Here is a 24,525-nt window from a genome sequence, read left to right on the forward strand (position 1 = left end):
TTACTGTCCCTAGCCTCATCCAATCATTTATGCTAAACTGAAACATAGAATTAATCAGTAAAAGAGGTACCCATGAGCATGCCTAAGGTAAGCATAATAATTCCGGTATACAATACCGCCAAATATCTTGATGAATGTATGAAATCTGTCCTGGGACAGACTTTTTCCGATATAGAGATAATTCTTGTGGACGACGGCTCCACAGATGGCATCAGCCCCAAAATGTGCGATGATTACGCTGCCGCCGACAAAAGAGTCAGAGTTATCCATAAAGTTAACGGCGGTCTTATGTCTGCCTGGATCGCAGGCACCAGGGAAGCTGCCACAGACTACGTCTCCTATATCGACAGCGACGACTGGGTTGATACGGACATGATAGAGTCACTCTACGGACATGTTTCCGCCAAGCACAGTGACTGCGAGATCATCTCCAGTAATTACATCGTTGAAAAAGCCGGCGAGCGCCGCAAGGAAACCCAGGGACTTGTTCCAGGGGTATATACAGGTAAGGAGCTGGACTCAGTCAGAAGAAGGCTTCTTGGCCAGGAGCAGAGACCTGTCACCATGTCCCGCTGCATGAAGCTCATTTCAAAAAAGCTGGTGCTGGACAATATTCAATACTGCAACATGGGCATTTCCATGAGCGAAGATGTGAATATCACCCTTCCCTGCCTTCTTGACTGCAAAAGACTTGTTATCGTAAAAGACGGATATTTTTACCATTACAGATTGGTGGCAAGCTCCATTGTTCACAGCTACAATTCCAAGCTGCTTTCAAATCTGGAGCTTACAGATAAGACTTTCCGTGAGATATTCAGAGCAAAGAACATCTCCAACGGCGAAGAGCAGATGGACAGGGAGTTTATCATTATCCTCCACCATGTCCTTAAGAACGAGCTGCGCTGCCCGGAAAAGGGCGTTGTGAAAAGAGTTCGTGGCATTTTCCTCAGGGATGATATCAAAGCAAAGATTGATAACACCCCTGTTGCCATCAGCGGAACAGCCAATAAGCTGCTGTACTTCTGCATTAAGCACCCAAATCCTGTGGTGATACTTATTATCAAAGGAATCATCAACGCCTACGACAGAAAGACCAATTAAAAGACTTCACATTCCGTGACTTTCCCCTTATCCCAGCGCATCCTCAGGGTCTTGTTGCCGGGAAGGCGAATGCCGTCCACGAAGCCGGTGCCGAATTCCTTGGGCAGTGCGGGAAGGAGCTTCAGCTCACCCTCCGCCCAGGACACCAGCATTTCTATCATGGCTGCTGCCGTCCCGAAGTTTCCGTCTATCTGGAACACCGCTCCCGGTCCGTAGGGATGATTGTCCATCAGATTGTCAAAGGTTCCCTCGCACAGAAGGGCCTTCAGATTTTCATATACCTTTTCCCCGTTGCCAAACTGAGTCCACAGGCAGGTGATCCAGGCTCTGGACCAGCCCGTGTGGCCTCCGCCGTGGGAAAGTCTTCTTTTTAAGGTGACCTCAGAAGCTTTCATAAGCTCAGGGGTCTTTTTTGCTGATATGCAGTGTCCCGGATAAACGCCGTAGAGGTGTGATATATGCCTGTGGCCCGGTTCCTGCTCATCGTAGTCCTTTGCCCATTCCATGAGCTGGCCGTGCTTTCCGATGCCAAGCTTTGGAAGTCTGTCTCTTATTTTCTGAACTTCCTCAATGAGGCTCTCATCCTTACCAAGAGCCCTGCAGGCTCCTTCGTAGCCGTCGAACAGTTCCAAAAGGATCTCCACATCCATGGCGGGACCTTCGCACATGCAGCCCCTGGTGCCGTCCTTCATGATATAGGTATTCTCCGGAGAAACAGAGGGACTTGTCACAAGGCAGCCATCCTCCCCTTCTATCAGGAAATCCTTAAAGAAGTCCACCGATGCCTGCAGCACCTCAAAATACTCGGAAAGAAACTCCTTATCCTCCGTATACAGGTAATGCTGCCAGATATGTGTGGACAGCCAGGCCTCTCCCATAACCCAGAAGCTGGCGGGGATATAGTGATCCTGTGGGGCCGTGTCAGCATAGATATCGCTGTTGTGGTGGGCAACGGATCCTCTGCAGCCGTACATCTCCAAGGCAGTCTTTCTGCCGTTTTCACATACCCTTTTAAGGAACTCAAAATATGGCAGATGGCACTCCGACAGATTTCCCGTCTCCGCCATCCAGTAGTTCATCTCTGTATTTATGTTTATGGTAAATTTGCTGTCCCAGGGCGGAGTAAGGGAATTGTTCCATATGCCCTGAAGATTGGCAGGAAGGCTCTCGCCCCTGCTGGATGATAAAAGAAGATATCTTCCGTACTGAAAATACAGCGCAAAAAGAGAAGGGTCGCTCTTACCCTTCCGAAGGGCTGCCAGCCTTTTGTCCGTGGGAATATCTTTCTCCTCCCCAAGCTCCAACCTTACTCTTTTCATAAAGCTCTCGAAGTCCTCAAGATGGTCCTTGCGGATATCCTTCCAGCCCTTGGCTGCTGCCTTTTCCAGCCTCTCTGCTGCGGCTGTCTTATAGTCCTCATTCCTGAAGCTCGTCTCTATAGCAAGGTAAATTGTGGCCTCGTAGGCCCCTTCTATAACCAGATGCTCTCCGATTCTTTCCACAGAGCCATCGGTCTCAATCTGCGATACCACGGCAAAAGAGATCCCTTCTCCGCCGTCGCAGTAGAAACCGAGTCTGTTACCCTGGGCCCAGACTTCATCAGTGTTGTTGTGGCATCTTCCAAGCCTCATGGAAAAGCCAAGTTTCTCTTTTCCCTCTGCGGTCATATGAAGAGCCATGACCTGATCCTTGTATGAGGACAGCATTTCTCTCTTGTAAACAGTGCCTGCTGCCTCGTACTCCGAGTAAGCTATACCGCTGTCCAGGTCCAGTCCTCGTCTGTAGCTCGTAGTCTTACCGGCATTATCAAAATTTATAAACAGCTCCCCTGCGGTCTCATAGGACCTCTCGGAATTAGGAGTGCCGGAAAGAGCCATCAGTGACAACCTTTCAGCCTCTCCTATTTTTCCCTTTCTCAAAAGGGTTCTTATCTTTCCCAGATACTTCTTTGCGTCGGGATTTATCCTGTTAAGGGGCTTGCCGCTCCAGATACTGTCCTCGTTGAGCCAGATGATCTCACTGTCTGTTTTTCCAGAAACCATGGCCCCCAGTCTTCCGTTGCCTATAGGCAGGGCCTCTTCCCACTTTCCCGCAGGCTTTTCATACCATATCTCCATCTCAAGTCCATCCTTGTATGCTTAATTACTGATGGGCAGAAGGATATTCACATGGAAAATTCCGTCCTCCGCCGTCACAGTCATATTTCCGTGATACTTCTCTGTAAGATATCTTATACTCTTTAACCCATATCCGTGAAGAGGGGAATCATCTTTTGTGGTCTCGGGAAGTCCGTTGTGGAAGGAAAGGTCCTTGTCGTAGTAGTTCTCCGTAAGGATGTGCACAAAGTCGTTTCTGCGCCTTACGGTCAGGGAGATCATCCTTTTCTCCTTCTCGGAAAGAGCTGAAACAGCCTCAATGGCATTAGACAAGAGATTGCCAAAAAGGGAGTAAATATCCGCGGTGTCCATGTAATCCAAAAGCTGCCCGTCCGCCATGCAGGTAAACATGATGTCGTTGTTGGCGCAGTACAGGGACTTCTCGGAAAGGGCAATGTCCAGGGCGTGGTTGCAGGTGGATATCTCCGCATCAAACACCGCCAGGAACTTCTCCGCCTGCTGCTGATAGGTTCCCACCTCATCCGCGTTCCTTCGAAGGAAATACTTAAGGTCGTGACAGTACATATTCAGCATCTCCATGTTCTGCATGGCACTGTCGTAGTGCTGTTTGTCGTTGGCGATGATCTGCTCCAGCACCTGCACCTCCTGCTCCATCTGAGTCTTCTGGAAAAGTCCAAGCTGCAGTGTCAGAGCCAGCAGACAGCATATCACCGAATATATTGAAGTTATAAGAATCAGATTCGTATCCGCCAGATAGTTCATTCTGTAGGAGTTAAGGAAAGTGGCGGTCATCATGGCGATAAGGGATATCACCGTGAGCTTTACATGGTTTTCCTTAAGCTCAAAGTCCTGCCCCAGGCGCCTTGTGATAAACACAAACTCAAAAACAAGCACGATTATCAGCATCACCGCCAGGAAAATCAGCGAATCATAGAACTTCGGAACAGCCATTCCTATAAGACTGGTCAGGGAAAAAACAAAGTGCTGAATGGTAAGTCCCGCGGTGCCCCAGTACAGTGCCGACAGGAATTTCAGTTTGTAGCAGAAACATATGCCGAAAACCGTCAGCATAAACTGCAGGGCATAGGCCAGGTTATCAAAGGTTGGAGAAAAGAATCCCCAGCACAAATTAAGAATAGCCAGCGGAATAAGGCTTATCAGAATCCTTAAGGGGAAATACTTTCTTTTTTCCTGATAAAAAAGCAGTGTGCCTTCCGCGGCCATAAGCTCTATAAGCACAATAAAGGGGGCTAAATTAAACTGAATCATAGCTGACCTCCCAGGTAATTCGTAAGTTCATTGACAAAGGTTTTCTTCTTGGGTCTTGAGATGGGAAGAAGATCCGGTCCCACCTTGGCGTTGTTTCCCTCGATGCTGGAAACGTGCTTGAGATTCACAAGAAGGCTGTTGTTGCAGCGCCTGAAGTCGTAGTTAAAAAGCTCTCCCTCCGCATCGGAGATGGTTCCGCGAACGTCAAAGACGCCCTTCTTCGTGTGGTAGTAGAGCCTGTGGGATAAGACCTCCACGTAGTACAGGTCGTCCGTTGTAAAAGTATGGACGTCCCCCTTGGTCATCACCGTCAATTTCTTCTGATGGTTCTGCTTGATAATGGCAAGGACCTTAGGGATCTTCAGCCTGAAGGCATCGGCCTTAAGGGGCTTTAGGATATAATCCGCGGCGTTTACCTCATAGCCAGCGATGGCGTAGTGGGCAAGGTTTGTAAGGAAAATAAGAAGAACGCTTCCGTCCTTTTCCCTGAGCTTTTTTGCCGCATCCATGCCGTTCATCCCCGGCAGCTCGATGTCCATAAAGACTATCTGAAACTGCCCGTTGTAGGCCGTAAGAAAGTCCTCACTGCTGCCGTAGACAGTGATGTTGCAGGCTTCATTTATGGAGTGAAAGTAATCATTCACTATTTTGTTAAAACGGTCTTCATCTTCCTTGTCGTTTTCGATGAGGGCTATCTCGATCATGCTTTCCTCCGGATGCCGTCTGGATTTGGCGTCACTTGTAAGTGTTTTTTCAATCGTATGTTTACATTATATCATGTAAAAAAATTTCGTTTTTACAAAAGAGGTCATCTGAATGACAGGATAGGACAAATTGTTGAAATCACTTTTACGGCTGTCTAAAATGCCAACTATCGACAAACGATAAAGGGAGGATATACAAATGTTAAGTATCAACATGACGGATGTGATCAACGTTCTCAAACTGATCGCTCCACACCTTATCGCTCTTTTGGTAGTTCTTGCAGCAGCCATCGTTGTTATGATCGCTGTCAGGAAAAAAGAGCGCGCAAAGAAATTCATGATCAGAAGACAGGCACTTATCGCTCTTCTGGCAGCCATCGTAACTATAGCAAATCTTATCTGCTTCGGACCTATGTCCAACATGATCACCCTGGCAACAGGAAAGGGTGAAGTTACAGATAAGACCATCGCTGAGGCAAGAGAGCTTTCAAGAACCGTTGCCGGCGAAGGAATCGTTCTTCTTGAGAACAAGGGTCTTCTTCCTCTTGCAACAGGAAAAAAGCTCAACGTTTTCGGATGGTCATCAGTAAGCCCCTACTACGGCGGAACAGGATCCGGCGGATTCTCCCCTGACTTTGAGACCAACACTCTTTTAGAGGGTCTTGAGAGCGCTGGCTTTGAGACCAACAAGGAGCTCTCAGATTTCTACAGAGCCTACAGAACTGACAGACCTGAGATCGGTCTTTTCGGTCAGGACTGGACTCTTCCTGAGCCTCCTCTTGCAACCTACTCAGATGCAATGATGGAGAACGCAAAGAGCTTCTCAGACACCGCAGTTATCGTAATCGCCCGCTCCGGCGGTGAAGGTGCAGACCTTCCCAAGGACGTAACAGCAGGCGTTACCTACAATGAGAACTCTACCGAGTACTCAGACTTCTCAGCAGGCCAGCATATCCTTCAGCTGGACAAGACAGAGCGCGATCTCTTCGACAGAGTATGTGCTGATTTCAGCAATGTAATCGTTGTTTACACCGGTGCCAACACCTTTGAGATGACCTTCGTTGATGATTATCCAAGCATCAAGGGTCTTGTATGGTGCCAGGGCCTTGGACAGGGCGGTTTCCCTGCTCTCGGATCAGTGCTTTCAGGATCTGTTAACCCTTCAGGTAAGACCTCAGACACTTTTGCAAGAAACATCGCAAACTCTCCTTGGTTCAACAACTTTGGTAACTATGAGTTTGACAATGTAGAAGAATTCACACTGGATTCAGGCGATCCTATACTTGGTGTTTCCAAGCCTCACTTCGTAAACTATGTTGAGGGTATTTATGTAGGATATCGTTTCTATGAGACAGCGGCAGTGGAAGGTCTCATTGATTATGACAAAGAAGTTCAGTATCCCTTCGGATATGGTCTTTCATACACAACCTTTGAGCAGACCATGGGCGATCTGAACGTAGCATCAGACGGAAATATCACTGTAGACGTTACAGTAACCAACACCGGCAGCGTTGCAGGTAAGGACGCAGTTGAGCTCTATGACACTCCTCCTTACACCAACGGCGGTATCGAAAAAGCGGCTGTTAACCTTGTTGCTTTTGACAAGACAAAGCTCCTTGAGCCCGGCGAGTCCCAAACTCTGACCCTTAGCTTCACCCAGGAGTCCCTTGCTTCTTATGATGCAAACGTTAACAAGGCTTATGTCCTTGAAGAGGGCGAGTATGTAGTTTCCCTCAGAACAGATTCTCACACTGTAGTAGATGAGAAGACCTTCACTGTAGGCGATACAATCGTTTACGGCGAAAACAACAAACGCTCAACTGATGAAGTTGCAGCAACCAACCACTTCGATTCAGCCCTGGGCAATGCAACATATCTTTCCCGTGCAGATCACTTTGCTAACTTCACAGAGGCTACCGCTTCACCTGCCAGCTACTCCATGACAGATGAGGCAAAGGCAGAATATGTCTGCAACTTAAATTATGATCCTACAGCTCTCAACGATGAAAGCGATGAGATGCCTGTAACAGGAGCCAACAACGGTCTTGTACTTGAGGACCTTCGCGGCGCAGATTATGACGATCCCCGTTGGGAAAAGCTCCTTGATGAGCTCACCGTTGATGAGATGGTTCCCCTTATCGGTCTTGGCGGATACCAGACAATAGAAGTTTCTTCTGTTAAAAAAGCCCGCACCACCGATTGTGACGGACCTGCATCAATTACAAACAACTTCACCGGCAAGTACTCCATCGGTATGCCTTCATCCGTAACTCTTGCATGTACCTTCAACAAAGAGCTTGCTCTTGAGTACGGAAGACTTATGGGTAAAATGTGCGACGAGATGGAAGCTTCAGGATGGTATGCTCCTGCTATCAACACCCACAGAGCAGCCCTTGGCGGACGTGAGTTTGAGTATGTTTCAGAGGACGGAATATTATCAGGAACACAGATCGCACAGGAAGTTATCGGTGCAAAAGAGTACGGCGTATACAGCTACATCAAGCACTTTGCCATGAACGATCAGGAGACCAACCGTTGGAACATGGTATCCATCTGGGCTCCCGAGCAGGCAATCCGTGAGATCTACTTAAAGCCTTTCGAGATTGCAGTTAAGACCGGCGGCGCTCAGGCGGTAATGAGCTCCTACAGCTACATCGGACCTCACTGGTCCGGAGCTAACGACAGCCTTCTTAACAAGGTTCTTCGTGATGAGTGGGGCTTCAGAGGAATGGTTATCACTGACTACTTCCTTGGAGCTAACTTCATGGATGCAGATGCCTGCATCAGAAACGGAAACGACCTTATGCTTGTTGCTTATGAGATGGGAGACAACACCCTCTCCGATCAGACTTCAGCAACAGGAATCAAGGCCATGAGAACAGCTGCCAAGAACATCATGTACACTGTTGTTAACAGCAGAGCCTATGAACCTGAAAACCTTAGAAGCGGCCTCTACGGATGGCAGATCGCGCTTATCATCGCTGACCTCGTAGTTCTTGTCCTTCTTGCCCTTTGGGAAGTAAAGACCTTCAAGAAATACAAAGAAGTGAACATTTCCAAATAATAAAAAACTCCACTAGATATAATCCTTAAAAAAGGCGCAGCGCGATATTATGTCGCACTGCGCCTTTTGTTTTATTTTTCTTTTGTTTCTTCCGGGGCCTTGGGAATTCTGCTGTAGGTCTCGGTGATGAGACGGATGCTCCTTGCCAGATCCTCTGAGAGGTAGTTGGGAGTAAGGCGCCACATCCAGTTGCCCTCGCTTGTTCCCGGGGTATTGATGCGGGCTTCTCTTCCCTTGCAGAGGTAGTCCTGAAGAGGCACTATGCAAAGATCCGCCACTGAGCGGTATGCCTCTCTTATGATGTCCCACACAAGAGCACCGTAGTCCGTGTTCATGGAATTTACATAGCGTCTTGTAAAATCTCTCTCGCCGTCACTTATCTCCTGTACCCAGGCGAAGGTAGGAGTATTGTCATGGGTTCCTGTGTAAACCACGGCATTTCTCTCATGCCTGTGGGTCACATAGATGCTGTCCCAGCTGGTAAAACCGAACTGAAGAACCTTCATTCCCGGGAATCCTGTATCCTCCAGGAGCTTTACATTTTCCTCAGTGTAGCTTCCCAGGTCCTCAGCTATCATGTTGAGCTCACCGATACTCTTTTTAAGAGCCTTGAAAAGCTCCATACCGGGGCCCTTCTTGAGCTTGCCCTTCTCCGCGGTCTTATCCCCGAAGGGTATCTCATAATATTCATTAAAGCCGTGGAAGTGATCGATCCTGATCACATCAAACCACTCATAGTTTCTCTTAATTCTCTCAATCCACCAGTCGTAGCCATTTTTCTTAAGCGCATCCCAGTCGTATACGGGATTGCCCCAGAGCTGACCTGTAGGTGAAAAAGCATCCGGCGGGCACCCTGCCACCGCCTTAGGGGTCAGGTCTTTGTTCATCTCAAAGGCCTCGGGATGGGACCAGGCATCGGCGCTGTCCATAGCCACATAAAAGGGCAGATCACCGATGATCTTCACATTCTTTTTGTGGGCGTATTCCAGGATCTCGCCCCACTGCTTATCGAACATGAACTGCTCGAAGTAGATAAATTCAAGCTCCTTGGCCTGTTTCTTTTTTACCTCATCAAGAGCAGCTTTTTTGCGAAGTCTTAAGTCTCCCTCCCAGTCCAGCCAGGATTTGCCCTCCTGGAGATTTTTTATTATCACGTAAAGAGCATAGTCGGAAAGCCAGTACTCATTGTCCTTGGCGTACTTCTTAAGCTCTTTGCCATCCTCTTTTTCAAGGTAGTTCTCGTAGGCCTTTTTAAGGATCTTGGGTCTGTTCTCATAGAGCTTGCCATAGTCCACCTGCTCCAGGTTGCCGCCAAAGTCCACACCGTTCACATCATCCCAGGTAAGAAGTCCCTCTTCGATGAGCTTCTCCGGAGAAATGAAGTAGGGATTGCCTGCAAAGGCAGAAAAAGGCTGATAGGGCGAATTGCCAAAGCCCGTGGGCCCAAGGGGCAGAACCTGCCAATAGCCCTGGCCTGATTTCTCAAGAAAGTCCACAAAGTCAAAAGCTTCTCTGGAAAAACATCCGATACCGAACTTAGATGCCAGCGAAAACACCGGCATTAGAATACCGCTCTCCCTGTTCATAACGTTTCCTCCTCGCATAAATGATTTACCCTATAATTATACACTAAACAGCGTATCTCTGTACTCGAACAACTTCTTCTCGATAGCTTCGTATTTTTCACAGTAAAACTTCACTACTCTGTCAGCGGTGGTTTTGGCAAGGGCATATTCTTCGTCAGTTATAATGCCTGCTGCCAGGGCTTCATCAAGCTCTTCGGTGTCGATGATATCAGCCTGGCCTTTCTCGTTAAATACCACATCCAGGAACATGTCGTAAAAAACTGCATCTCCATCTGCAGATATAACATTTTTCTGAGTGATATCCACGTACTGCTGGAATATCTTATCATCATGAAACATGACGGTTATGACAAAATACTCGTCCTTTGGAGCAAGCTCCAGCCACTGATAGCCATTGTCGGCAATGCATAAGCTTCCGCTGGGGGAATCCACCATATCAGGAGCCTTGAGCCCTGTAAAGATGATAAGGCCCACCCCACCCTCAAAATGCTGATCCTTGTGATAGACACAGGCGAAATCTCTGTCGGTATCCCCGTACCACTCACGCCTGTCCAGATTCTTTTCCTTTATTTCCAACATAAAAACTCCCGTCAAATATACTTTTTTATTACTTCCTCACTCCAGACATGAACCTCTGGGACAGGGGGACGGTCCCAGTCCACTCACGCAAAAAATTCCTTAGTTTTCGCCATTACATCTCTCATAATCTCCAGGTTGGCAATTGTATCACTGCCCTCTAGGGAGTGATTCACATCCTCGTAAACATGAATAGCTACGCCATGTTCCCCTGCCATTTCGATCACCTCCGGCACATGGCTCCAGGGATCTGCGGTTCCGATGAAGGCCACTGCGGTACTTCCAAACTCAGGGTCCATCACTTTAAATGTATCTTCCAAAGGCGTGTACAGCACCTGTCTTACGTTCTTAATCTTCTTCTCTTTGGCGTAGGCTGTGGCAATGATGGTTCCTATGCTCTTGGAAATAAAAAGAATGTCGTCGTATTCATCCCAGTTAACATCCTGCAGCTGTTCCATAGTCTGAGCATACAGCGCCTCGAAGGCTTTTTCCATTTTTTCCCTGTTTCCGCGGATCTTGTCCACAGGACATGTATAGCTTAAACTGCGGCACTCCTCATAGCCAAATTCCGCAGCAGCCTTCCTTCCGTAGTACAGCAAGGGCTTGTCACAGTGATAGCCAACGCCGGGAAAAACAACCAATAATTTGCCCACAACTCTCTCCTCCGTTATTCCTTTATACCTGCATTTTCCTGCAGCACCTTAAGGTCCGCCGTCATGTCTTTTGCCGTCTTGGAATCCAGGATCCAGGTGACCACATCCACAATGATAAAGATCACGATAACGCTCACCGCAACGCCCGCTGCGATTATCATAATGTCAGTAGTTATGGGCTTTCCCCCGAACATGAACACAAACAAAAGCACCATGCACAGCAGCGCTCCAAGAATCTGCCTCACCACGTACTGCTTAAGGGTGGGCTCTTCTTTTTTTACCATAAAAAGATTGGGAATGCTGCCCAGGGCTCCGTAGATCAGCGGATACAGAAAGGCTTCATATCCAAACTGCTGCCCCTTCTGAAATATGCTTCCCAGCACGAACATGGCTAAATTTATACAGGTTACTATGATAAAAAAGTTCCTAAGGCACTCCTTTAAATGCTCTTTCATACGCTCTCACCTCGCAGCTTCTTTTTTACATCCGATACATATTTTCTGGAGATAATGACCTCTTCCTCATTCCGGAGTTTGCACACAAAGCGCCCGTTGAGAGCGGGCTTTATGGAAACAACCTTCATGAGGTTAACGATTATGGACTTGGAGATCCTGACAAAATGGTAGGGCTCCATGACCTCTTCCAGGTCATAGAGTCGTCTTCCTGACTCGTAGACGCCGCCCTTCATATACAGGAAGGTCTTGTCGTCCACGGATTCGATGTAATAGATATCCTGAATGGGAACGCTGTATTTATCCCCCTCCCGGATGCCCTCGATGTTGCCCTGGCGAAGCTTAACAAACTTCACGATCTCGCTGATGCGCTCGTCCATCTCGTGGCATCCGATCTTTACATATTCATTCTTGTCAGCTGCGATAATGCTGACCTCCAGGTCCATAACCTTATCAGTACTTGTCATTTACAGTAAATTCCCCATTTCCCTTAAGATAGCAGTTAAAGAAATTAAGTGTGATCTCATTGATCTGATCAATGCACTCCTCTGAGTTCACGTCACCGTGGCCCAGCATATTTGCAAGGAAGGGAGAAAAAAGCGGAAGGTCTGTGAAGTCCATGTGCTTTGCACCAACAAAATATGTGCTGTAGCCCTCTGTGGCGTTATCAAGTACCACGTTGTTGGCATATACAACGCCGGTCTCTCTTGCTTTTCCCCTGTCCTCGTGATGGCTCTCTGAGTCGAAGCAAAGAAGAGGTGTGTCGTAAACTTCATCATTTACAAGGGTCTTTCCGTTCTCCACTCCGATTTCCTCACCTAACATTGTACCATCAAAATCAATAACTGCGGATACATCACTTCTTCTTCCTACGGTAACTGCTGTGGCTCCGCCAAGGGAATGTCCCATAAGGCCGATCTTTTCTGTATCTGTGCATCTTAAAGCTTCTGCGATGTGCTCTTTTTCTGCTCCTGCAAAAAACCACTCGTCTCCGAGATTTCCGCTGTCTGCTGATGCGATAAGTGTATCAAGAACAAAGTTCATATCTGCTTCTCTGAGCTCCATCCACTTGGATGTGATCTGATAAACTTCGATTTCAGTGATGTCGCCTTTTCCGATTTCCATGGCTGTGGAAAAGAAGTTCTTGTCAACGATAACGGTCTTTCCTGCTGAATCCTTGGTAAAAAAAGAATGATAAGGATGGTCAAGACTTACAACCACATATCCGTTGCTGGCAAGCTCCATGTATGTTGAGCTGTTGCTCTGATAATATCCGAAAGCGCCGTGGCTGAAGATAACAAGGGGAAGGCTGTCTGCCTCGATGCTCTCGATCTCCTCAGGATAATAAAAATGTACGGGAACCTCTCTGAAGGATCCGTCTGTTTCAAAGGTCTCAAGTCTGTCGTTATCTATGAGAATGGCCTCGCTCTGAGCCACCTTATATTCACCTGTGGTGGGGCGTCCCTGATAATCTGTAAAAAGCAGTGCAGGAACAACCTTTACAAGAATTACTGCCAGAAGAACAATCACCAAAAGGATAATTCCCAGTGCCTTCAATATCTTTTTTCCAATATTTGTCTTTTTCATTATTTTTTCCTCCTGTGTTGTCGGTTCATGAGTTGATAATAATCTTTCCCGCAACAAAAAAACCGATTTTTGCCGTAAGATGCAAAAATCGGTGGTAAGATGCATTTTTCATGTTACCATTCTGCTCAAAACAGATCCAGCGAGCTGTCCAGGTATATCTCCTCACGGACCTTCAACCGGTACTCGGGTCTTGTCATGTAGTAGAGTAAGAACTCCAGTACTATAGCGCTTCCAAGGCTTCTTCCCTCGATCTTGAAGTTGGAAAAGCCCCCGGGCATAAATACATTTTGTATTTCATTAAGGCCGATAAAGCCGGGATTTTCCATGGCATCGGAAAATCTGTAACCCTTTTCTGCGGTGGGAGATACGCAAATATGGTCCTCGCAGGACTCTCCCAGGGCTTTTCTGCTGACATTCTCGTAGCAGTTTTTTCTGTCATAGCAGCCAAAGTAGCAGCACTCGTTACAGAGAAACTCCGTCTTGTTCTTCTGAGCATCAGACAGATTCATAAGCTTTTCCAGCTGAGTATTTAGTCTGAAATCAGGCACAACATAGTCAAAGTCGCTCCTGTCCAGCTCCTTCTCAAAGTCGGCGAAATCAGTCAGAACCTTGGTTGTGGATGATACAAAGTAAAATCCCGGATAGTTCTTTTTCAGATAATCAAGAAGCACATCCGAATGAATAATCACGCCGCTTGGAGCCCCACCATTTTTCTCGAATAATGAACACAGAGCGTTACATCTTTTATCCGAAAGGTGCTCGTCTCTAATAAGAGAATTGCTGAAGGTGAGCCTTGCGGAAATACCGTATTCCCGTAGCAGGGCTGCAACCTCTGAGCTTTCCGCCTCTCCGAAGCCCACACGGCCGCCGCCCCAGATGCAGTCTGCGGGAGCGCCGTATATGGAGCCAATGTCGCACCAGTCATAAAAATATTCCCGTCGCTCCCTAAAGAGCGGCAGGAATACTTTATAGAGTTCATAAAATTCAAACAGTCCCGGAAGGTGATAAAACGCCTTTTCAGTTCTCTTCATTACTTGTTTCTTCACTCCATTTTTTCTTCCAGATGGAGAATATCCTCTCCCTGACCTCAGGTCTGTTTATATAATACATCACAAATACGGCAAGGATAAGCCCCAGCGCGGGATCGGTAAAGCTGCTGGCAGTGACTTTCGAAGTAACAATTCCCTCTTCAACTCCTTCATAGCAGAAGGCTACCACATCATGGATAAAATGCAGAGCCATGGGAACCAGTATATTACCGCTGACCAGATATAAAGCTGTAAATGTAATTCCTGACAGGAAGCTTGCGACTACCTGTAAAACAGTGGATCCCGGATCAGCCCCGGCAAGAAGGTTGACTCCATGGAAAAGACCAAAGGTGATGGCGCAGGTCATAATGGGCATCATAAAGTTCTTTCCCTTATATTTTCTCATAAGAACCGGAAGCATCATGCCTCTGAAAGTTGCTTCCTCCGTAACTCCCGCCATTAGTGCCAGGAACATATTGTCCAGGGTGGGTGGAATCATTTTTGTGTGCCATAACAGAAAATCCACGATGGCGCTCAGTGCCAGATAAATAAGCCTTGCTATGACCAGAACCCAGACACCGGTATACAGCTCTGTGCCTTTTAAGGATCCAAGGAAGTGTGGCTTAAACCAATTCTTATACCAAAGCAGAATCAAAACCGCGGATATAATAATCCCCACCGGTCCTACACTCATGTTATATGCCGGTATAATCATGCGGATGACCAGATCAATCAGTTCCATCAATAGCTGAATGATCACCAGTCCGATAATTCCAAACAAAACGCTGCTAAGTATCGGATTCTTGTCCGACAACTTATGTTCCCTGATCTTACCTTCTTTCATATCTCTCCTCCTCATACGTTTGTATATTACAATTCTACACTATAATCCGTACCGAATGTGAACATCCCTTCACATTTTTTTCATAGATATAATCAGAAAAATGCGGTATACTGTTCCTTTGGGTTGACATAATATACTTTACCGGAGGTACAAGATGAAGCATCTTGTATATCGCATTTTAAAAAAAATGGCAGAGATTCTGATGCCTGAATTTATACCCGAAGGAACAGAGAATCTTCCCGATGGCCCCTGCGTTGTGGTGGGTAACCACTCCCAGGCCTACGGTCCTGTGGCTGCAGAGCTCTATTTTCCCGGGGAGCACTACACCTGGTGCATCTCAGAGATGATGGAAAGGGACAGGGTGGCAGATTACGCCTATACGGATTTCTGGTCAAAAAAGCCCGTGATCACAAGGCCTTTTTTCAAGCTCCTTGCACATATGCTTCCAAGGATTTCGGAGAGCGTTTTTAACGATGCCGCGACCATACCGGTATACCGCGACAAGCGTGTTATGAAGACCTTCCAGATATCCTGCGATAAATTAAAAGATGGCGCTGCCGTAGTTATTTTTCCCGAGGATTATACAGAGTACAACAACATAGTCCATCAGTTCCAGAGGGGCTTTGTTCATGTGGGCAAATACTATTACAGACAGACCGGAGAGGCTATCCCTTTTGTGCCCATGTACATCTGTCCGAAGCTTGGAAAAATGGTATTCGGAAAGCCCATAGTGTTTGACCCTTCCCGAAGCTCCGGAGAGGAAGCCGGGAGAATATGCACCTACTTACAGAGCAGCATCTCGGAGATGGCTTACAGCCTGCCCAGGCACAGAGTTGTGCCCTACCCCAATGTATCAAAAAAATATTATCCACTTAATGAAAGATTGTAATGAAGAAACCTGTAGTTGATTATAGAAAGCTTAGATTATCAAATATAACAAGTAAAGAATACAGACATTTACTGCTGCTCATCGGCTGGCTGATCTACTTTTTCATGTACTTTGTCACCGAGAGAGTTATTCCCCCGGAAAAGTGCCACGTGGTCCACAGCGTGGTTGATGACATGATCCCATTTAACGAATACTTCGTACTGTTCTATGTTTCCTGGTACGTATTCATGGTGTGGTCCCTGCTGGAATTTGTGCTCTATGACATAAAGAGCTTTGTCCGTGCACAAAAGGTCGTTATAGGAATGCAGATCATCGCAGTTATCACCTATATCGTATGGCCCTCGGTCCAGTACCTGAGGCCCGAGACCTTCCCCAGAGAGAATTTTTGCACAGCACTTCTGGGAATTATCTATACCGCAGACACCTCCACCGGGGTTTGCCCTTCCCTGCACGTAGGCTACACTCTGGCTGTACTGTCTGCCTGGCTTACCGCTAAGGGACCGAAGCTTTGGAAAAAAATCTTTGTAAGCCTCTGGGCCTTTATGATCTGCATTTCAGTATGCTTTGTTAAGCAGCACTCCTTCACTGATGTGTGGGCTGCGGTAGTTATGTACATTTTTCTTGAATTGCTTTTATTTGGAAAGGACATTAAATTGAAAAACAGAAGATTCGGAGACAGGCGCGATGGTGCGCTCCTTAGAGATATAGATGCCATGCATTATGTAATGCCTCTTATGTATCCCAACAGATGCGACAATGAGGCATATATGAAACTCAATATTGATATTTCCGGCACTGAGGAATATATCAGGGAATACAACAAAAATCACCCTGACAGCAGAATTGCCATTTTCGATGTGGTCATTGCAGCGGCCCTTAAGTGCATCAGACTTCGTCCCCAGATGAATCGCTTCATCGCCAATCAGACCATGTATCAGCGAAACAATATCACAGCCGCTTTTACTGTAAAAAAAGATTTCAGAGACGACGGTGATGAGACTCTGGCAAGGATCGTTGCTGAAGACAGTGACAATCTTGAAGCCATCAGCCGCAAGGTAAGACAGCAGATAGCTCTTTGCAAAACCCAGGATGATGAATCCACAGAAGCCATGAATGTCATCATGAAGCTTCCGGGAAAACATCTTATCGGAGCCATCGCAAGATTCCTTGATAAGCACGGCTGGATGCCCCAGTCGGTTATCGCTACAGACCCTTATCAGTGCTCAGTTGTTCTTACCAACCTTGGCTCCATCGGCATGGACATCGGTTACCACCACCTTATGAACTGGGGAACCAATTCCATTTTTATCATCGTAGGAACCAAGAAGACCAATACCCATATCGATCCCGAGGGAAAAGTAACCACCACAAGGGAGCTGGATCTGGCCTTCACCATCGATGAGAGGATCTCAGACGGTTTCTACTATGCAAGGTCATTAAAGCTCATCAAGCAGCTTATTGAGAATCCCAAGCTCATGGAGGGCCCTCTTTCAGAGGAATAATATAAAAAAATTTTTTTAAAGATCAGGACTGTAGAAGTTATCAATATTCTCCTCAGGAAGGGGCACAGGATCCCAGCCAAAATCCTGATACGCTGTTATTGAAAGATTGTTGGCAGCCACATAGTTGGCAATGATCTGGGCACGGGTTGCCTCGCGGCCCTCTTCATCTGCGGTTGTCTTGTTAAGTTCATCATAGAGATCTCCAAAAATCTTTTTTGCAGTAGGCTCATAGTCGCTTCCGTCCCCTACAACCTCCATGGACGTCACCTCATAGCCGCTCTCGTCACACTTCATATGAATGCATCCGGGATAAGCACCTCCGGAGCTGTTCATCAGTGTATCGCCCTCAAGATTGTAATTGAAGATCCAGAAGTCGCCGTATACCTTGATATCCGCTTTATCACTTTCATCAATGGTCATGATAATGGGACATGGGATAGAAACATCCGACTGTGGATAGTTCCCGGCAAGCTCGTCAACAAGGTACTGATACAGCACGTAATAAAAAAGCTCAGGTCCGGGATATTCGTAGGCCGGAAGGTTAGCTGCGCTTCCCTCCTCGGCGGCTGTCTCCTCTGTAGCTTCGCTGCTCTCCTCGGCTGCTGCCTGTTCGGTAGTCTCTGTCACAGCCGGTTCTTCTGCTGCAGCCGGTTCCTCTGCTGTAACTGCCTCAACAGAAACCGCTTCACTTGCTGCGGGCTGCTCAGCTTCTCCGCCCTCCTGGGCACCGCAGGCCACAACATTAAATGCTATAGTACTCAACAATAAAATAGCCAAAATTCTTTTCTTCATAATCACACCCCTCTTTGTAATTTTGAAAAAATATACGTGTCACTATATGATTTTACCATTTTACGTTTACTATTTTTGTTAAAAATATATAAAACTCAGACTCTTTCATCTGAGACGATATGTTCTACTCCTGTGTGCTCTGACTGTAAAAATTCCTTCATGAAAGTTGGGAAAGCCCTGTATTTATCAAGTTCCGCTATAGGAAGCCAGTACATATTCTCTCTTATGCCCTGGGTGTAGCTGTTACTGTTAAGTTCCCTGGTTCCTCTGGGCTTCATCACGAAATAAAAAGCAATTTCATGACAGTCCATATCCTTTAATGCCCCCATATTCTCATTAAAGAAATTCTCATGAATCACAGCCAGGTGATCTACCTCATAGGGTATGCCGGTCTCCTCGAAGACCTCTCTTCTAACCGCATCTTCTGCGGTCTCACCCATATGAACAGCGCCGCCGATTGAGTAGTAATAATCATCCTTCTCATTGCCGGCAAAAAGCACATAGCCGTCCTCTACGATTATGGCTGCTGCGCGGTATCTGAACCATTTATTTTCATTGGTAAATCCACAATTGTATTCCATACATACCTCCCTGTATTAGTGCATAATTCCGTAATCAACGCTCTATATATTTAGTCATCATAAAAACCTTCTTTTCCCTCTGCCTTCAATTGATTCTCCAACAAAACATACTCAGTCATAGCATTTACTCCCCTTACCATACAAATTTCAATTGCCCGTCTATCCAGCTCTTTTGCTCTGCCTTGTGAATCTCATCCTCCGGGCGCACATTGCCGATAAGCAGCGGTGAGTTCGGATCATGATTTGCACGATTGGCCCTCACTGTTTTCTCATCATAATTGGCATAGCAGTACCTGCACATATGAAGACATGTGTTGTACATTCCGATATCCCCGCCAAGGTAGCAGGCGCAGGAGCTTCTGGTGCTCTTCCCCTTAGGAAAGACCATGGTGTTGTGAATGGCCTTCTCATAGATAGGCTGAGTCATACAGCCGCTGCAATCTGCTCCGAACTGCTCCAGCTCTGTGCCTTCGCCGCAGGGTCTGAGGACCATGCCATGGTCACGGGCTATCTTTGCCATATGCTCGCCAAGGTAGAGTCTGTCCTCTTTTTCTACTGCCTTGGCTTCAGGGAAGTTCTTTCTTACCTTCTGATACAGATCGATAAAGCTGATGACAGCTGTCTCCGTGTAGCCATCAAGGGCTGTGGCCAGCTTCTCAAACTGTTCAAGATGATAGTCCCTGGTGTACTTCTCGTCAAGAAAAATGGGATCGTAACGCCAGCCCATGGAGTCTATGCCGGCAAATTCCGACAGCCTCTTGAAGGTCTCCGCCACCTCCATGGAATCCGGCACATTGGGCTCAATATCCCTTCCAAAGCCTGTAATGGTCACATACCAGTACATCCCGTAGGGCTTAAGAAGGTCCAGATACTTAAGCATTGGCGCAGGATTTTTCGAGCAAAAGCAGATAAGATCCACCACCGCAGGATTCAGATCATATTTAGTTATGTAGGTCATATTAAAGGGATTTCTGACATATACATAGCCGTCCTTTAACCGATTGGCGAACCACTCGGCATAAAAGGCGGGTATGTCTGTCCTGGATCCGGTCTGAATTATCATATAACTTCCTTTATCACTTTCCACTCACTTTTTAACCGTTCCAAATTCCATGCCGCATTGGCAGGACTGGTAGACGGAAGACAGATAGCCTCTCTGTTTATAAGCTTCTTAGTATATTTTTCATAATACTTATACGCGGTTTTGCCATTCACATAAATATTCCTAATGTTAGTAGTATTCAAAATTATGCTGAGATCATTCGGTACAACATTTTTAATGCTGGCATCCGAGGATCCCGTTATATCGCAGGAATGTATCACATCCCAAACTGCTATATTATGGCTTATCAAGAACTCTCTCTTCTCCTGAATCGTCTCCGGCAGCTCATCCTCAAATACTGATGCCACCACCTTCCAAAACCGATTCTGTGGATGTCCATAGAAAAACTGAGCTTCCCTGGACTTCACAGAAGGAAAGCTCCCCAATATCAACACTTTTGAATTTTCATCATAAACCGGTGGAATCGGATGTACTATCACTGTCTATCTCCCATTTATGTCATGTTACTTCATCATAGCACAAAAAAGAGAAGCATTCCGCTTCTCTTCATGTTTAGTAATCAATTAATCATTGTGAGAGCCTGGATGATATATCCGCTGATAAGATTAAAACATCCGTGTAGAACAATACAGGGCCAGAGCTTTCCTGTCTTTACACGAAGATTCCCCCAGACAAGGGCTAATACAAAGGTTGCGCACATCTGTGGCAATCCCTGGGATATCACATGGGGAAGGGCAAAAAGAACTGAAGAGATAAGTACCGCTTTTTTCTCCCCGATGACCAGGAGCCTGTCCAGGGCCAGCTTTCGAAAGAGGATCTCTTCCATAACCGGATTGAACAATAAAAGCAGTACTGCGTAAAAAATCCAGTTGGCTCCAAACATCTCTTTTGCCATAGGATTGGAGATAGTTCCTCCAAGCACAACAATCAGAATATTTATGACTGCAGCAATCGGAAGAGAAAGCCCCATCTGTATTAACAGACTCTTTAAGAGAAGCCAGGCAGTTACGTTCTGTCCACCTTCAGGTTCTTTCTTTTCCATTTTTCCTGCCGCAAGATAAAAGCCTGCAAGGCCCAGAGTATAGGGAACCAGCATTTGCTTAAATATCAGCCTGAGAGCATCCGGCAGTCCGGCAAAGATCCTTGGCTCCAGCCAAAGGGCAAATCCCTTGGTGATCAGAAACCACACCGCCACTCCCAATGCTACTCTAAATACAACAACACTATTCTTCTTCATCCCACTTATGCTCCTTTCGAAATTCCAAAAGAGCATCGTTCATAAGGTCAGTCTTAGCCTTCATTCTGAAATAGCCGATTATCTGAACTATTGTAAAGCAAAGAAGGAATATTCCCGCATAAACAGGAAGCTTCGTAAAGTCCGGAATTACCTGTCCTTCTTCTCTTGAAACATCCATTGCAAATATCAGGGCTACCAGCAAAAACAGGGGCATAAAAATAAGATTTTTTACGATAAAAGGCTTACCCATGGCCCATTTGCTGCTATCTGTCAGCACCCTGAAAAAAATAAGAATACCGGCCACCAGGAATGTTATCCAGAGTTTTATAAGCACCACCGCTTGGATGGACGCCCCTTCAAATGTATAAATGATACCAATGAACAATGCAGTTAAGGAAAACAATATGGCAGCTCTTGAGATGCTTTTCTTAAGGGCAATCAGCATTTTCTTTTCATCCATGATCATCAAACTCCTTTCATTCCGATACTCTGCTTAAAATCATCCACGTAGTTTCTTGAGACTATAACCCATTCACCGCTGGAAAGCAGGAGTTTCAGTCGTCTTCCACTGTCGGGAGATATTTTCCTGACAGCCCTTAGGTTGACGATTACTGATTTGGAAATACGGACAAAATGATCGTTTTCTACCAGGTCTTCAATATCATACATGGTCTTTTTTACCCTGAAGATATCTGAACCGGTATAGGCGTAAACGCTTCTGTCAACAGCTTCGAAATAGAGAACCTTCGTGATATATACCGGTATTTTATCTCCGTTCTCTTTTTCTCCGATTATGACGTTCGCAGCGGAATTGATGGCATAAATGAGATTTTCTACCTCTGTGTCTCTCTCATTACATCTGATTTCCACTTCCGTCTCCGCCAGATTCTGATTTTCCCTAACAAAAAGCTTCACCTGTCTGCCTCCACGTATCATTTATACATTTCGAAAAAAGCTCTTTCAAACAAATATGAATAACAGGGCCATTTACATGAGTAAGATGCCCGCCACAGATTCCGATTACCTCAATATCTCATCTACCGTTGAAACAGTACTGAAGCTCCCCTTATTTCTGGAAATGATTTCCTTCATCTTCTGAAGTTCAAAATAGCTCACGTAGCAGATAAGTGTCTTGTTCTCGCCGGCTATCATTCCGTAGGAGTTCATGAGCGTGCAGGTCTTGTTGAGCTGCTCCTTAATCTCCCTCATGATATTGTCGGGATCCTTTGTAATGATGGTAACCTGTTTAATGGCATCGAAATGATCGGTAACATTGGTGATGACTGATGTGGCCACCACATAAACCAGCAGGCTCATCAGTGCTGCATTCTGGTTTATCACCAGAAATGCCACGATATAAACACAGGCGTTGAAAGCCAGCAGAATATAGGTGAGACTGTGATTTTTCCCGGTCTTCTCAGAAAGATAATCCACAATTATATTGGCCAGAATCTCGGAGCCGTCTATACATCCGCCCATTCGAAGGATAAGGGCAAGACCAAATCCCAGAATTGCACCGCCGAAGACCACCGCCAGAAAGTGCTCTGTATTCAGTTCAAAGGGAACTCTTTCGAACACCTCAAGGCCCGCCGTATAAACGGCGGAACCAAGCAGGGACTTAAATCCAAAGGTCTTACCCAGGCGTTTTGCCCCCAATATCCAAAATGGTATAAAGGTGAAAAGAACGCACAGCGAAAGATTGAATCCTGTGAGCTTGCTTATGATGATTGCAATGCCCGCTGTTCCATAATCAATCGCATCATTGGGAATCAAAATACAGATAACAGAAAAGCTTGCCAGAAGTGCGCCAACAACGATAACAAAAAGTGAAAAAATCTCTTCAAATATCTTTTTCATTTCCAGCCTCCTAACTGAGTCATCTTATTCGCCTTTTTTGCCATCCTTTTCATGCAACATTTCCTCTATTTTGTCAACCAGCTTATTAACCAAAAATAATCCTTCATTGCAGAATCCATTTAGATTTCATAACGAACCAAACAGCTCTATTACCGCGTTCAGATCATCCACCTCAAAATCTGCCTGTTCCTCTTCGCCAAGAACAACCCAGTATTTCCACATTCCTTGCTTCACACGAACAGTCTTCATACCTATTTTCTTAGCAGGTATTATGTCATTATCAACCCTATCTCCAATCATGACAGCATTCTCAGGCTTACAATTAGCCCTTGATAAGGCAAGCTCAAATATTCTCCTATCAGGCTTCTCTAATCCTTCTTCTGCAGAAGCAATGACAATATCTATAAACTTTAAAACACCATGCTTTTCTAATCTGGCTGCTGTTCCCGGAAGCTGATTAGCAATGACTCCAATTTTATATTTCTTACTCAATCGCTCAAGGCACTCATATGACTCCGGAAACAATTCCTCATCTTCACTTCTCCAGCGAGGTCTTTCTATTCCATATTCCTGAATCAGTACTCGTTCTCCCTTTTTCTTTTCCTTATAAAGCTGAGTAACCTTATTCTGTATCGCATCAAAAGGTTCATTAACAGCATCAGCAATTTCGTGTAGTCTATGTAAAAATGGCTTTTCCTCACTTACCAAAGTTGAGCCAACATCAAAAAAGAGCCATTCTATGTTATCCAGCTTCATCGCAAATCCTCTATCATCTTAATTGCATCATCAACAGAAATGCAGCTTGCAAATCTTTCCGGCCACATCATATAGTCTTTCATCGGTGATTCCTTTTTGTAAATCTATAACAATAAGCTTCATCGAACACCCTCCAACAAAAACATATTTTTACTATAACAGAAAAAGAGCCATTTAACAGTAATTTATACTGCTAAATGGCTTTTTAATGCAGTAGTACAGGAAGGTTCCGGGCAAAAGAAAAAGGACAACACTGAAAATCAGTATCATCCTTATGCTGCCGGCGACCGGGATCGAACCGGTACGGGTATCACTACCCACGGGATTTTAAGTCCCGGGCGTCTGCCAGTTCCGCCACGCCGGCATTTACCATATTAAATTGTGGTAAAAAACACGCGATATGCATATAATACATATCGCGTTATGGGGCCTACAGGGCTCGAACCTGTGACCCTCTGCTTGTAAGGCAGATGCTCTCCCAGCTGAGCTAAGACCCCTTAATAAATAACTGGGTAATTGATTTTTGTAAAAACAAAAACCTAGTGGAGATTCAGGGACTTGAACCCGGGACCGACCGGTTATGAGCCGGTTGCTCTAACCAACTGAGCTAAATCTCCTGAAAAATGACTCCGACGAGAATCGAACTCGTGTTACCGCCGTGAAAGGGCGATGTCTTGACCGCTTGACCACGGAGCCGCATCAGACCGTTTCATCATCTAGTAACAGTCTATCTCTAGTATAACACAATTTTTGAATATTGTATCTACTATAGCTCCCCCTGTCGGACTCGAACCAACGACACTTCGGTTAACAGCCGAATGCTCTACCGACTGAGCTAAGGAGGATTATTGAAAAATACAAATACCA

The 24,525-nt window shown here is 45.9% G+C and carries 24 protein-coding genes and 5 tRNA genes; 4 read left to right on the forward strand and 25 right to left on the reverse strand.

The annotated features are described in order from the left end of the window. Positions 1–72: 72 nt before the first annotated feature. The gene (locus T359_RS0105785; RefSeq protein ID WP_026516647.1) at positions 73–1,101 is read left to right on the forward strand and encodes a glycosyltransferase family 2 protein; all 1,029 of its coding nucleotides are present in this window, start codon (positions 73–75) and stop codon (positions 1,099–1,101) included. Here T359_RS0105785 and T359_RS19480 read toward each other — a convergent pair. From T359_RS19480 to T359_RS19485, 3 genes are read right to left on the reverse strand one after another with little or no spacing between them, the layout of a single operon-like run. Beyond that, positions 1,098–3,218 (reverse strand): glycoside hydrolase family 95 protein, encoded by a 2,121-nt coding sequence (locus T359_RS19480; RefSeq protein ID WP_051544987.1) that lies wholly within the window; start codon positions 3,216–3,218, stop codon positions 1,098–1,100. The genes T359_RS0105785 and T359_RS19480 overlap by 4 nt on opposite strands. A gap of 21 nt (positions 3,219–3,239) precedes the next feature. After that, on the reverse strand, positions 3,240–4,487 hold the full coding sequence (locus tag T359_RS0105795; protein WP_026516648.1) for an ATP-binding protein: 1,248 nt from the start codon (positions 4,485–4,487) through the stop codon (positions 3,240–3,242). After that, positions 4,484–5,191, reverse strand: coding sequence for a LytR/AlgR family response regulator transcription factor (locus T359_RS19485; protein ID WP_051544988.1), 708 nt, complete (start codon positions 5,189–5,191; stop codon positions 4,484–4,486). Before T359_RS19485 ends, T359_RS0105795 begins: the two co-directional genes overlap by 4 nt. A 199-nt stretch (positions 5,192–5,390) precedes the next feature. Here T359_RS19485 and T359_RS0105805 point away from each other — a divergent pair, with 199 nt between their 5' ends. After that, positions 5,391–8,255 (forward strand): glycoside hydrolase family 3 C-terminal domain-containing protein, encoded by a 2,865-nt coding sequence (locus T359_RS0105805; RefSeq protein ID WP_026516649.1) that lies wholly within the window; start codon positions 5,391–5,393, stop codon positions 8,253–8,255. 71 nt (positions 8,256–8,326) lie between these two features. On the opposite strand, the gene malQ is transcribed toward T359_RS0105805, so the two are convergent. From malQ to T359_RS0105845, 8 genes are all read right to left on the reverse strand, one after another. Further along, positions 8,327–9,841, reverse strand: coding sequence for a 4-alpha-glucanotransferase (gene malQ / locus T359_RS0105810; RefSeq protein WP_035783581.1), 1,515 nt, complete (start codon positions 9,839–9,841; stop codon positions 8,327–8,329). A 36-nt stretch (positions 9,842–9,877) separates the two neighbouring features. After that, positions 9,878–10,420 (reverse strand): DUF402 domain-containing protein, encoded by a 543-nt coding sequence (locus T359_RS21370; RefSeq protein ID WP_051544989.1) that lies wholly within the window; start codon positions 10,418–10,420, stop codon positions 9,878–9,880. 83 nt (positions 10,421–10,503) lie between these two features. After that, positions 10,504–11,070, reverse strand: coding sequence for a hypothetical protein (locus T359_RS0105820; protein WP_026516651.1), 567 nt, complete (start codon positions 11,068–11,070; stop codon positions 10,504–10,506). A 14-nt stretch (positions 11,071–11,084) separates the two neighbouring features. Further along, positions 11,085–11,525, reverse strand: a complete 441-nt coding sequence (locus T359_RS0105825; protein WP_026516652.1) for a hypothetical protein — start codon at positions 11,523–11,525, stop codon at positions 11,085–11,087. Next, the gene (locus tag T359_RS0105830; RefSeq protein WP_242839050.1) at positions 11,522–11,989 is read right to left on the reverse strand and encodes a LytTR family DNA-binding domain-containing protein; all 468 of its coding nucleotides are present in this window, start codon (positions 11,987–11,989) and stop codon (positions 11,522–11,524) included. Before T359_RS0105830 ends, T359_RS0105825 begins: the two co-directional genes overlap by 4 nt. Further along, entirely contained in the window at positions 11,976–13,109 is a 1,134-nt protein-coding gene (locus tag T359_RS19495) for an alpha/beta hydrolase family protein (RefSeq protein ID WP_051544990.1), read from the reverse strand. Before T359_RS19495 ends, T359_RS0105830 begins: the two co-directional genes overlap by 14 nt. A gap of 125 nt (positions 13,110–13,234) precedes the next feature. Further along, positions 13,235–14,140, reverse strand: a complete 906-nt coding sequence (locus T359_RS0105840) for a hypothetical protein (protein ID WP_026516654.1) — start codon at positions 14,138–14,140, stop codon at positions 13,235–13,237. Then, positions 14,127–14,981 (reverse strand): CPBP family intramembrane glutamic endopeptidase, encoded by an 855-nt coding sequence (locus T359_RS0105845; RefSeq protein ID WP_026516655.1) that lies wholly within the window; start codon positions 14,979–14,981, stop codon positions 14,127–14,129. Before T359_RS0105845 ends, T359_RS0105840 begins: the two co-directional genes overlap by 14 nt. A gap of 154 nt (positions 14,982–15,135) precedes the next feature. Here T359_RS0105845 and T359_RS0105850 point away from each other — a divergent pair, with 154 nt between their 5' ends. Continuing rightward, entirely contained in the window at positions 15,136–15,870 is a 735-nt protein-coding gene (locus T359_RS0105850) for a lysophospholipid acyltransferase family protein (protein ID WP_026516656.1), read from the forward strand. Continuing rightward, a complete protein-coding gene (locus T359_RS0105855) occupies positions 15,870–17,372 on the forward strand; it encodes a 2-oxo acid dehydrogenase subunit E2 (protein WP_026516657.1) in 1,503 nt (500 codons plus the stop codon). The genes T359_RS0105850 and T359_RS0105855 overlap by 1 nt, the downstream gene beginning before the upstream one ends. A gap of 15 nt (positions 17,373–17,387) precedes the next feature. Here T359_RS0105855 and T359_RS0105860 read toward each other — a convergent pair whose 3' ends face one another. The 14 genes from T359_RS0105860 to T359_RS0105935 form a co-directional block, all read right to left on the reverse strand. Then, positions 17,388–18,164, reverse strand: a complete 777-nt coding sequence (locus T359_RS0105860) for a hypothetical protein (RefSeq protein ID WP_026516658.1) — start codon at positions 18,162–18,164, stop codon at positions 17,388–17,390. A 95-nt stretch (positions 18,165–18,259) separates the two neighbouring features. Next, positions 18,260–18,745 carry an NUDIX hydrolase gene (locus T359_RS0105865; RefSeq protein WP_026516659.1) on the reverse strand — a complete coding sequence of 162 codons (486 nt, stop codon included), beginning with the start codon at positions 18,743–18,745 and terminating at the stop codon, positions 18,260–18,262. 133 nt (positions 18,746–18,878) lie between these two features. Continuing rightward, the gene (locus T359_RS0105875; protein ID WP_026516660.1) at positions 18,879–19,808 is read right to left on the reverse strand and encodes a DUF1848 domain-containing protein; all 930 of its coding nucleotides are present in this window, start codon (positions 19,806–19,808) and stop codon (positions 18,879–18,881) included. Beyond that, a complete protein-coding gene (locus T359_RS0105880; protein ID WP_026516661.1) occupies positions 19,805–20,287 on the reverse strand; it encodes a DNA-deoxyinosine glycosylase in 483 nt (160 codons plus the stop codon). Before T359_RS0105880 ends, T359_RS0105875 begins: the two co-directional genes overlap by 4 nt. A gap of 80 nt (positions 20,288–20,367) precedes the next feature. Continuing rightward, a complete protein-coding gene (locus tag T359_RS0105885) occupies positions 20,368–21,045 on the reverse strand; it encodes a CPBP family intramembrane glutamic endopeptidase (protein ID WP_026516662.1) in 678 nt (225 codons plus the stop codon). Beyond that, positions 21,032–21,505, reverse strand: a complete 474-nt coding sequence (locus T359_RS0105890) for a DUF3021 family protein (RefSeq protein WP_197027057.1) — start codon at positions 21,503–21,505, stop codon at positions 21,032–21,034. Before T359_RS0105890 ends, T359_RS0105885 begins: the two co-directional genes overlap by 14 nt. 5 nt (positions 21,506–21,510) lie before the next feature. After that, positions 21,511–21,960 carry a LytTR family DNA-binding domain-containing protein gene (locus T359_RS0105895; protein WP_026516664.1) on the reverse strand — a complete coding sequence of 150 codons (450 nt, stop codon included), beginning with the start codon at positions 21,958–21,960 and terminating at the stop codon, positions 21,511–21,513. Between the two features lie 105 nt (positions 21,961–22,065). Beyond that, entirely contained in the window at positions 22,066–22,902 is an 837-nt protein-coding gene (locus tag T359_RS0105900) for a YitT family protein (RefSeq protein WP_026516665.1), read from the reverse strand. Between the two features lie 126 nt (positions 22,903–23,028). After that, positions 23,029–23,658: an HAD family hydrolase gene (locus T359_RS0105905; protein ID WP_026516666.1), complete on the reverse strand. Its 630-nt coding sequence runs from the start codon at positions 23,656–23,658 to the stop codon at positions 23,029–23,031. Positions 23,659–23,936: 278 nt separating this feature from the next. After that, positions 23,937–24,022, reverse strand: a tRNA-Leu gene (locus T359_RS0105915). 60 nt (positions 24,023–24,082) lie between these two features. Continuing rightward, positions 24,083–24,155 (reverse strand) — tRNA-Val (locus tag T359_RS0105920). Between the two features lie 46 nt (positions 24,156–24,201). After that, positions 24,202–24,275 (reverse strand) — tRNA-Ile (locus T359_RS0105925). 7 nt (positions 24,276–24,282) lie between these two features. Then, positions 24,283–24,354 (reverse strand) — tRNA-Glu (locus T359_RS0105930). A 76-nt stretch (positions 24,355–24,430) separates the two neighbouring features. Continuing rightward, positions 24,431–24,503, reverse strand: a tRNA-Asn gene (locus T359_RS0105935). Positions 24,504–24,525 lie beyond the last annotated feature (22 nt).

The organism is Butyrivibrio sp. MC2021 (assembly GCF_000621605.1).
Classification (GTDB): Bacteria; Bacillota; Clostridia; order Lachnospirales; family Lachnospiraceae; genus Butyrivibrio.

Bases quoted from the DNA above. Each gene is read 5' to 3' on its own strand.
- T359_RS0105830 (WP_242839050.1), bottom strand. From the start codon at position 11,989: ATGACAAGTACTGATAAGGTTATGGACCTGGAGGTCAGCATTATCGCA.
- T359_RS0105865 (WP_026516659.1), bottom strand. From the start codon at position 18,745: ATGGAATACAATTGTGGATTTACCAATGAAAATAAATGGTTCAGATAC.
- T359_RS19480 (WP_051544987.1), bottom strand. From the start codon at position 3,218: ATGGAGATATGGTATGAAAAGCCTGCGGGAAAGTGGGAAGAGGCCCTG.
- T359_RS0105905 (WP_026516666.1), bottom strand. From the start codon at position 23,658: ATGAAGCTGGATAACATAGAATGGCTCTTTTTTGATGTTGGCTCAACT.
- T359_RS0105900 (WP_026516665.1), bottom strand. From the start codon at position 22,902: ATGAAAAAGATATTTGAAGAGATTTTTTCACTTTTTGTTATCGTTGTT.
- T359_RS0105855 (WP_026516657.1), top strand. From the start codon at position 15,870: ATGAAGAAACCTGTAGTTGATTATAGAAAGCTTAGATTATCAAATATA.
- T359_RS0105825 (WP_026516652.1), bottom strand. From the start codon at position 11,525: ATGAAAGAGCATTTAAAGGAGTGCCTTAGGAACTTTTTTATCATAGTA.
- T359_RS0105885 (WP_026516662.1), bottom strand. From the start codon at position 21,045: ATGAAGAAGAATAGTGTTGTTGTATTTAGAGTAGCATTGGGAGTGGCG.
- T359_RS0105860 (WP_026516658.1), bottom strand. From the start codon at position 18,164: ATGAAGAAAAGAATTTTGGCTATTTTATTGTTGAGTACTATAGCATTT.
- T359_RS0105795 (WP_026516648.1), bottom strand. From the start codon at position 4,487: ATGATTCAGTTTAATTTAGCCCCCTTTATTGTGCTTATAGAGCTTATG.
- T359_RS0105850 (WP_026516656.1), top strand. From the start codon at position 15,136: ATGAAGCATCTTGTATATCGCATTTTAAAAAAAATGGCAGAGATTCTG.
- malQ (WP_035783581.1), bottom strand. From the start codon at position 9,841: ATGAACAGGGAGAGCGGTATTCTAATGCCGGTGTTTTCGCTGGCATCT.
- T359_RS21370 (WP_051544989.1), bottom strand. From the start codon at position 10,420: ATGTTGGAAATAAAGGAAAAGAATCTGGACAGGCGTGAGTGGTACGGG.
- T359_RS0105875 (WP_026516660.1), bottom strand. From the start codon at position 19,808: ATGATAATTCAGACCGGATCCAGGACAGACATACCCGCCTTTTATGCC.
- T359_RS19485 (WP_051544988.1), bottom strand. From the start codon at position 5,191: ATGATCGAGATAGCCCTCATCGAAAACGACAAGGAAGATGAAGACCGT.
- T359_RS0105840 (WP_026516654.1), bottom strand. From the start codon at position 14,140: ATGAAGAGAACTGAAAAGGCGTTTTATCACCTTCCGGGACTGTTTGAA.
- T359_RS19495 (WP_051544990.1), bottom strand. From the start codon at position 13,109: ATGAAAAAGACAAATATTGGAAAAAAGATATTGAAGGCACTGGGAATT.
- T359_RS0105845 (WP_026516655.1), bottom strand. From the start codon at position 14,981: ATGAAAGAAGGTAAGATCAGGGAACATAAGTTGTCGGACAAGAATCCG.
- T359_RS0105805 (WP_026516649.1), top strand. From the start codon at position 5,391: ATGTTAAGTATCAACATGACGGATGTGATCAACGTTCTCAAACTGATC.
- T359_RS0105890 (WP_197027057.1), bottom strand. From the start codon at position 21,505: ATGGATGAAAAGAAAATGCTGATTGCCCTTAAGAAAAGCATCTCAAGA.
- T359_RS0105785 (WP_026516647.1), top strand. From the start codon at position 73: ATGAGCATGCCTAAGGTAAGCATAATAATTCCGGTATACAATACCGCC.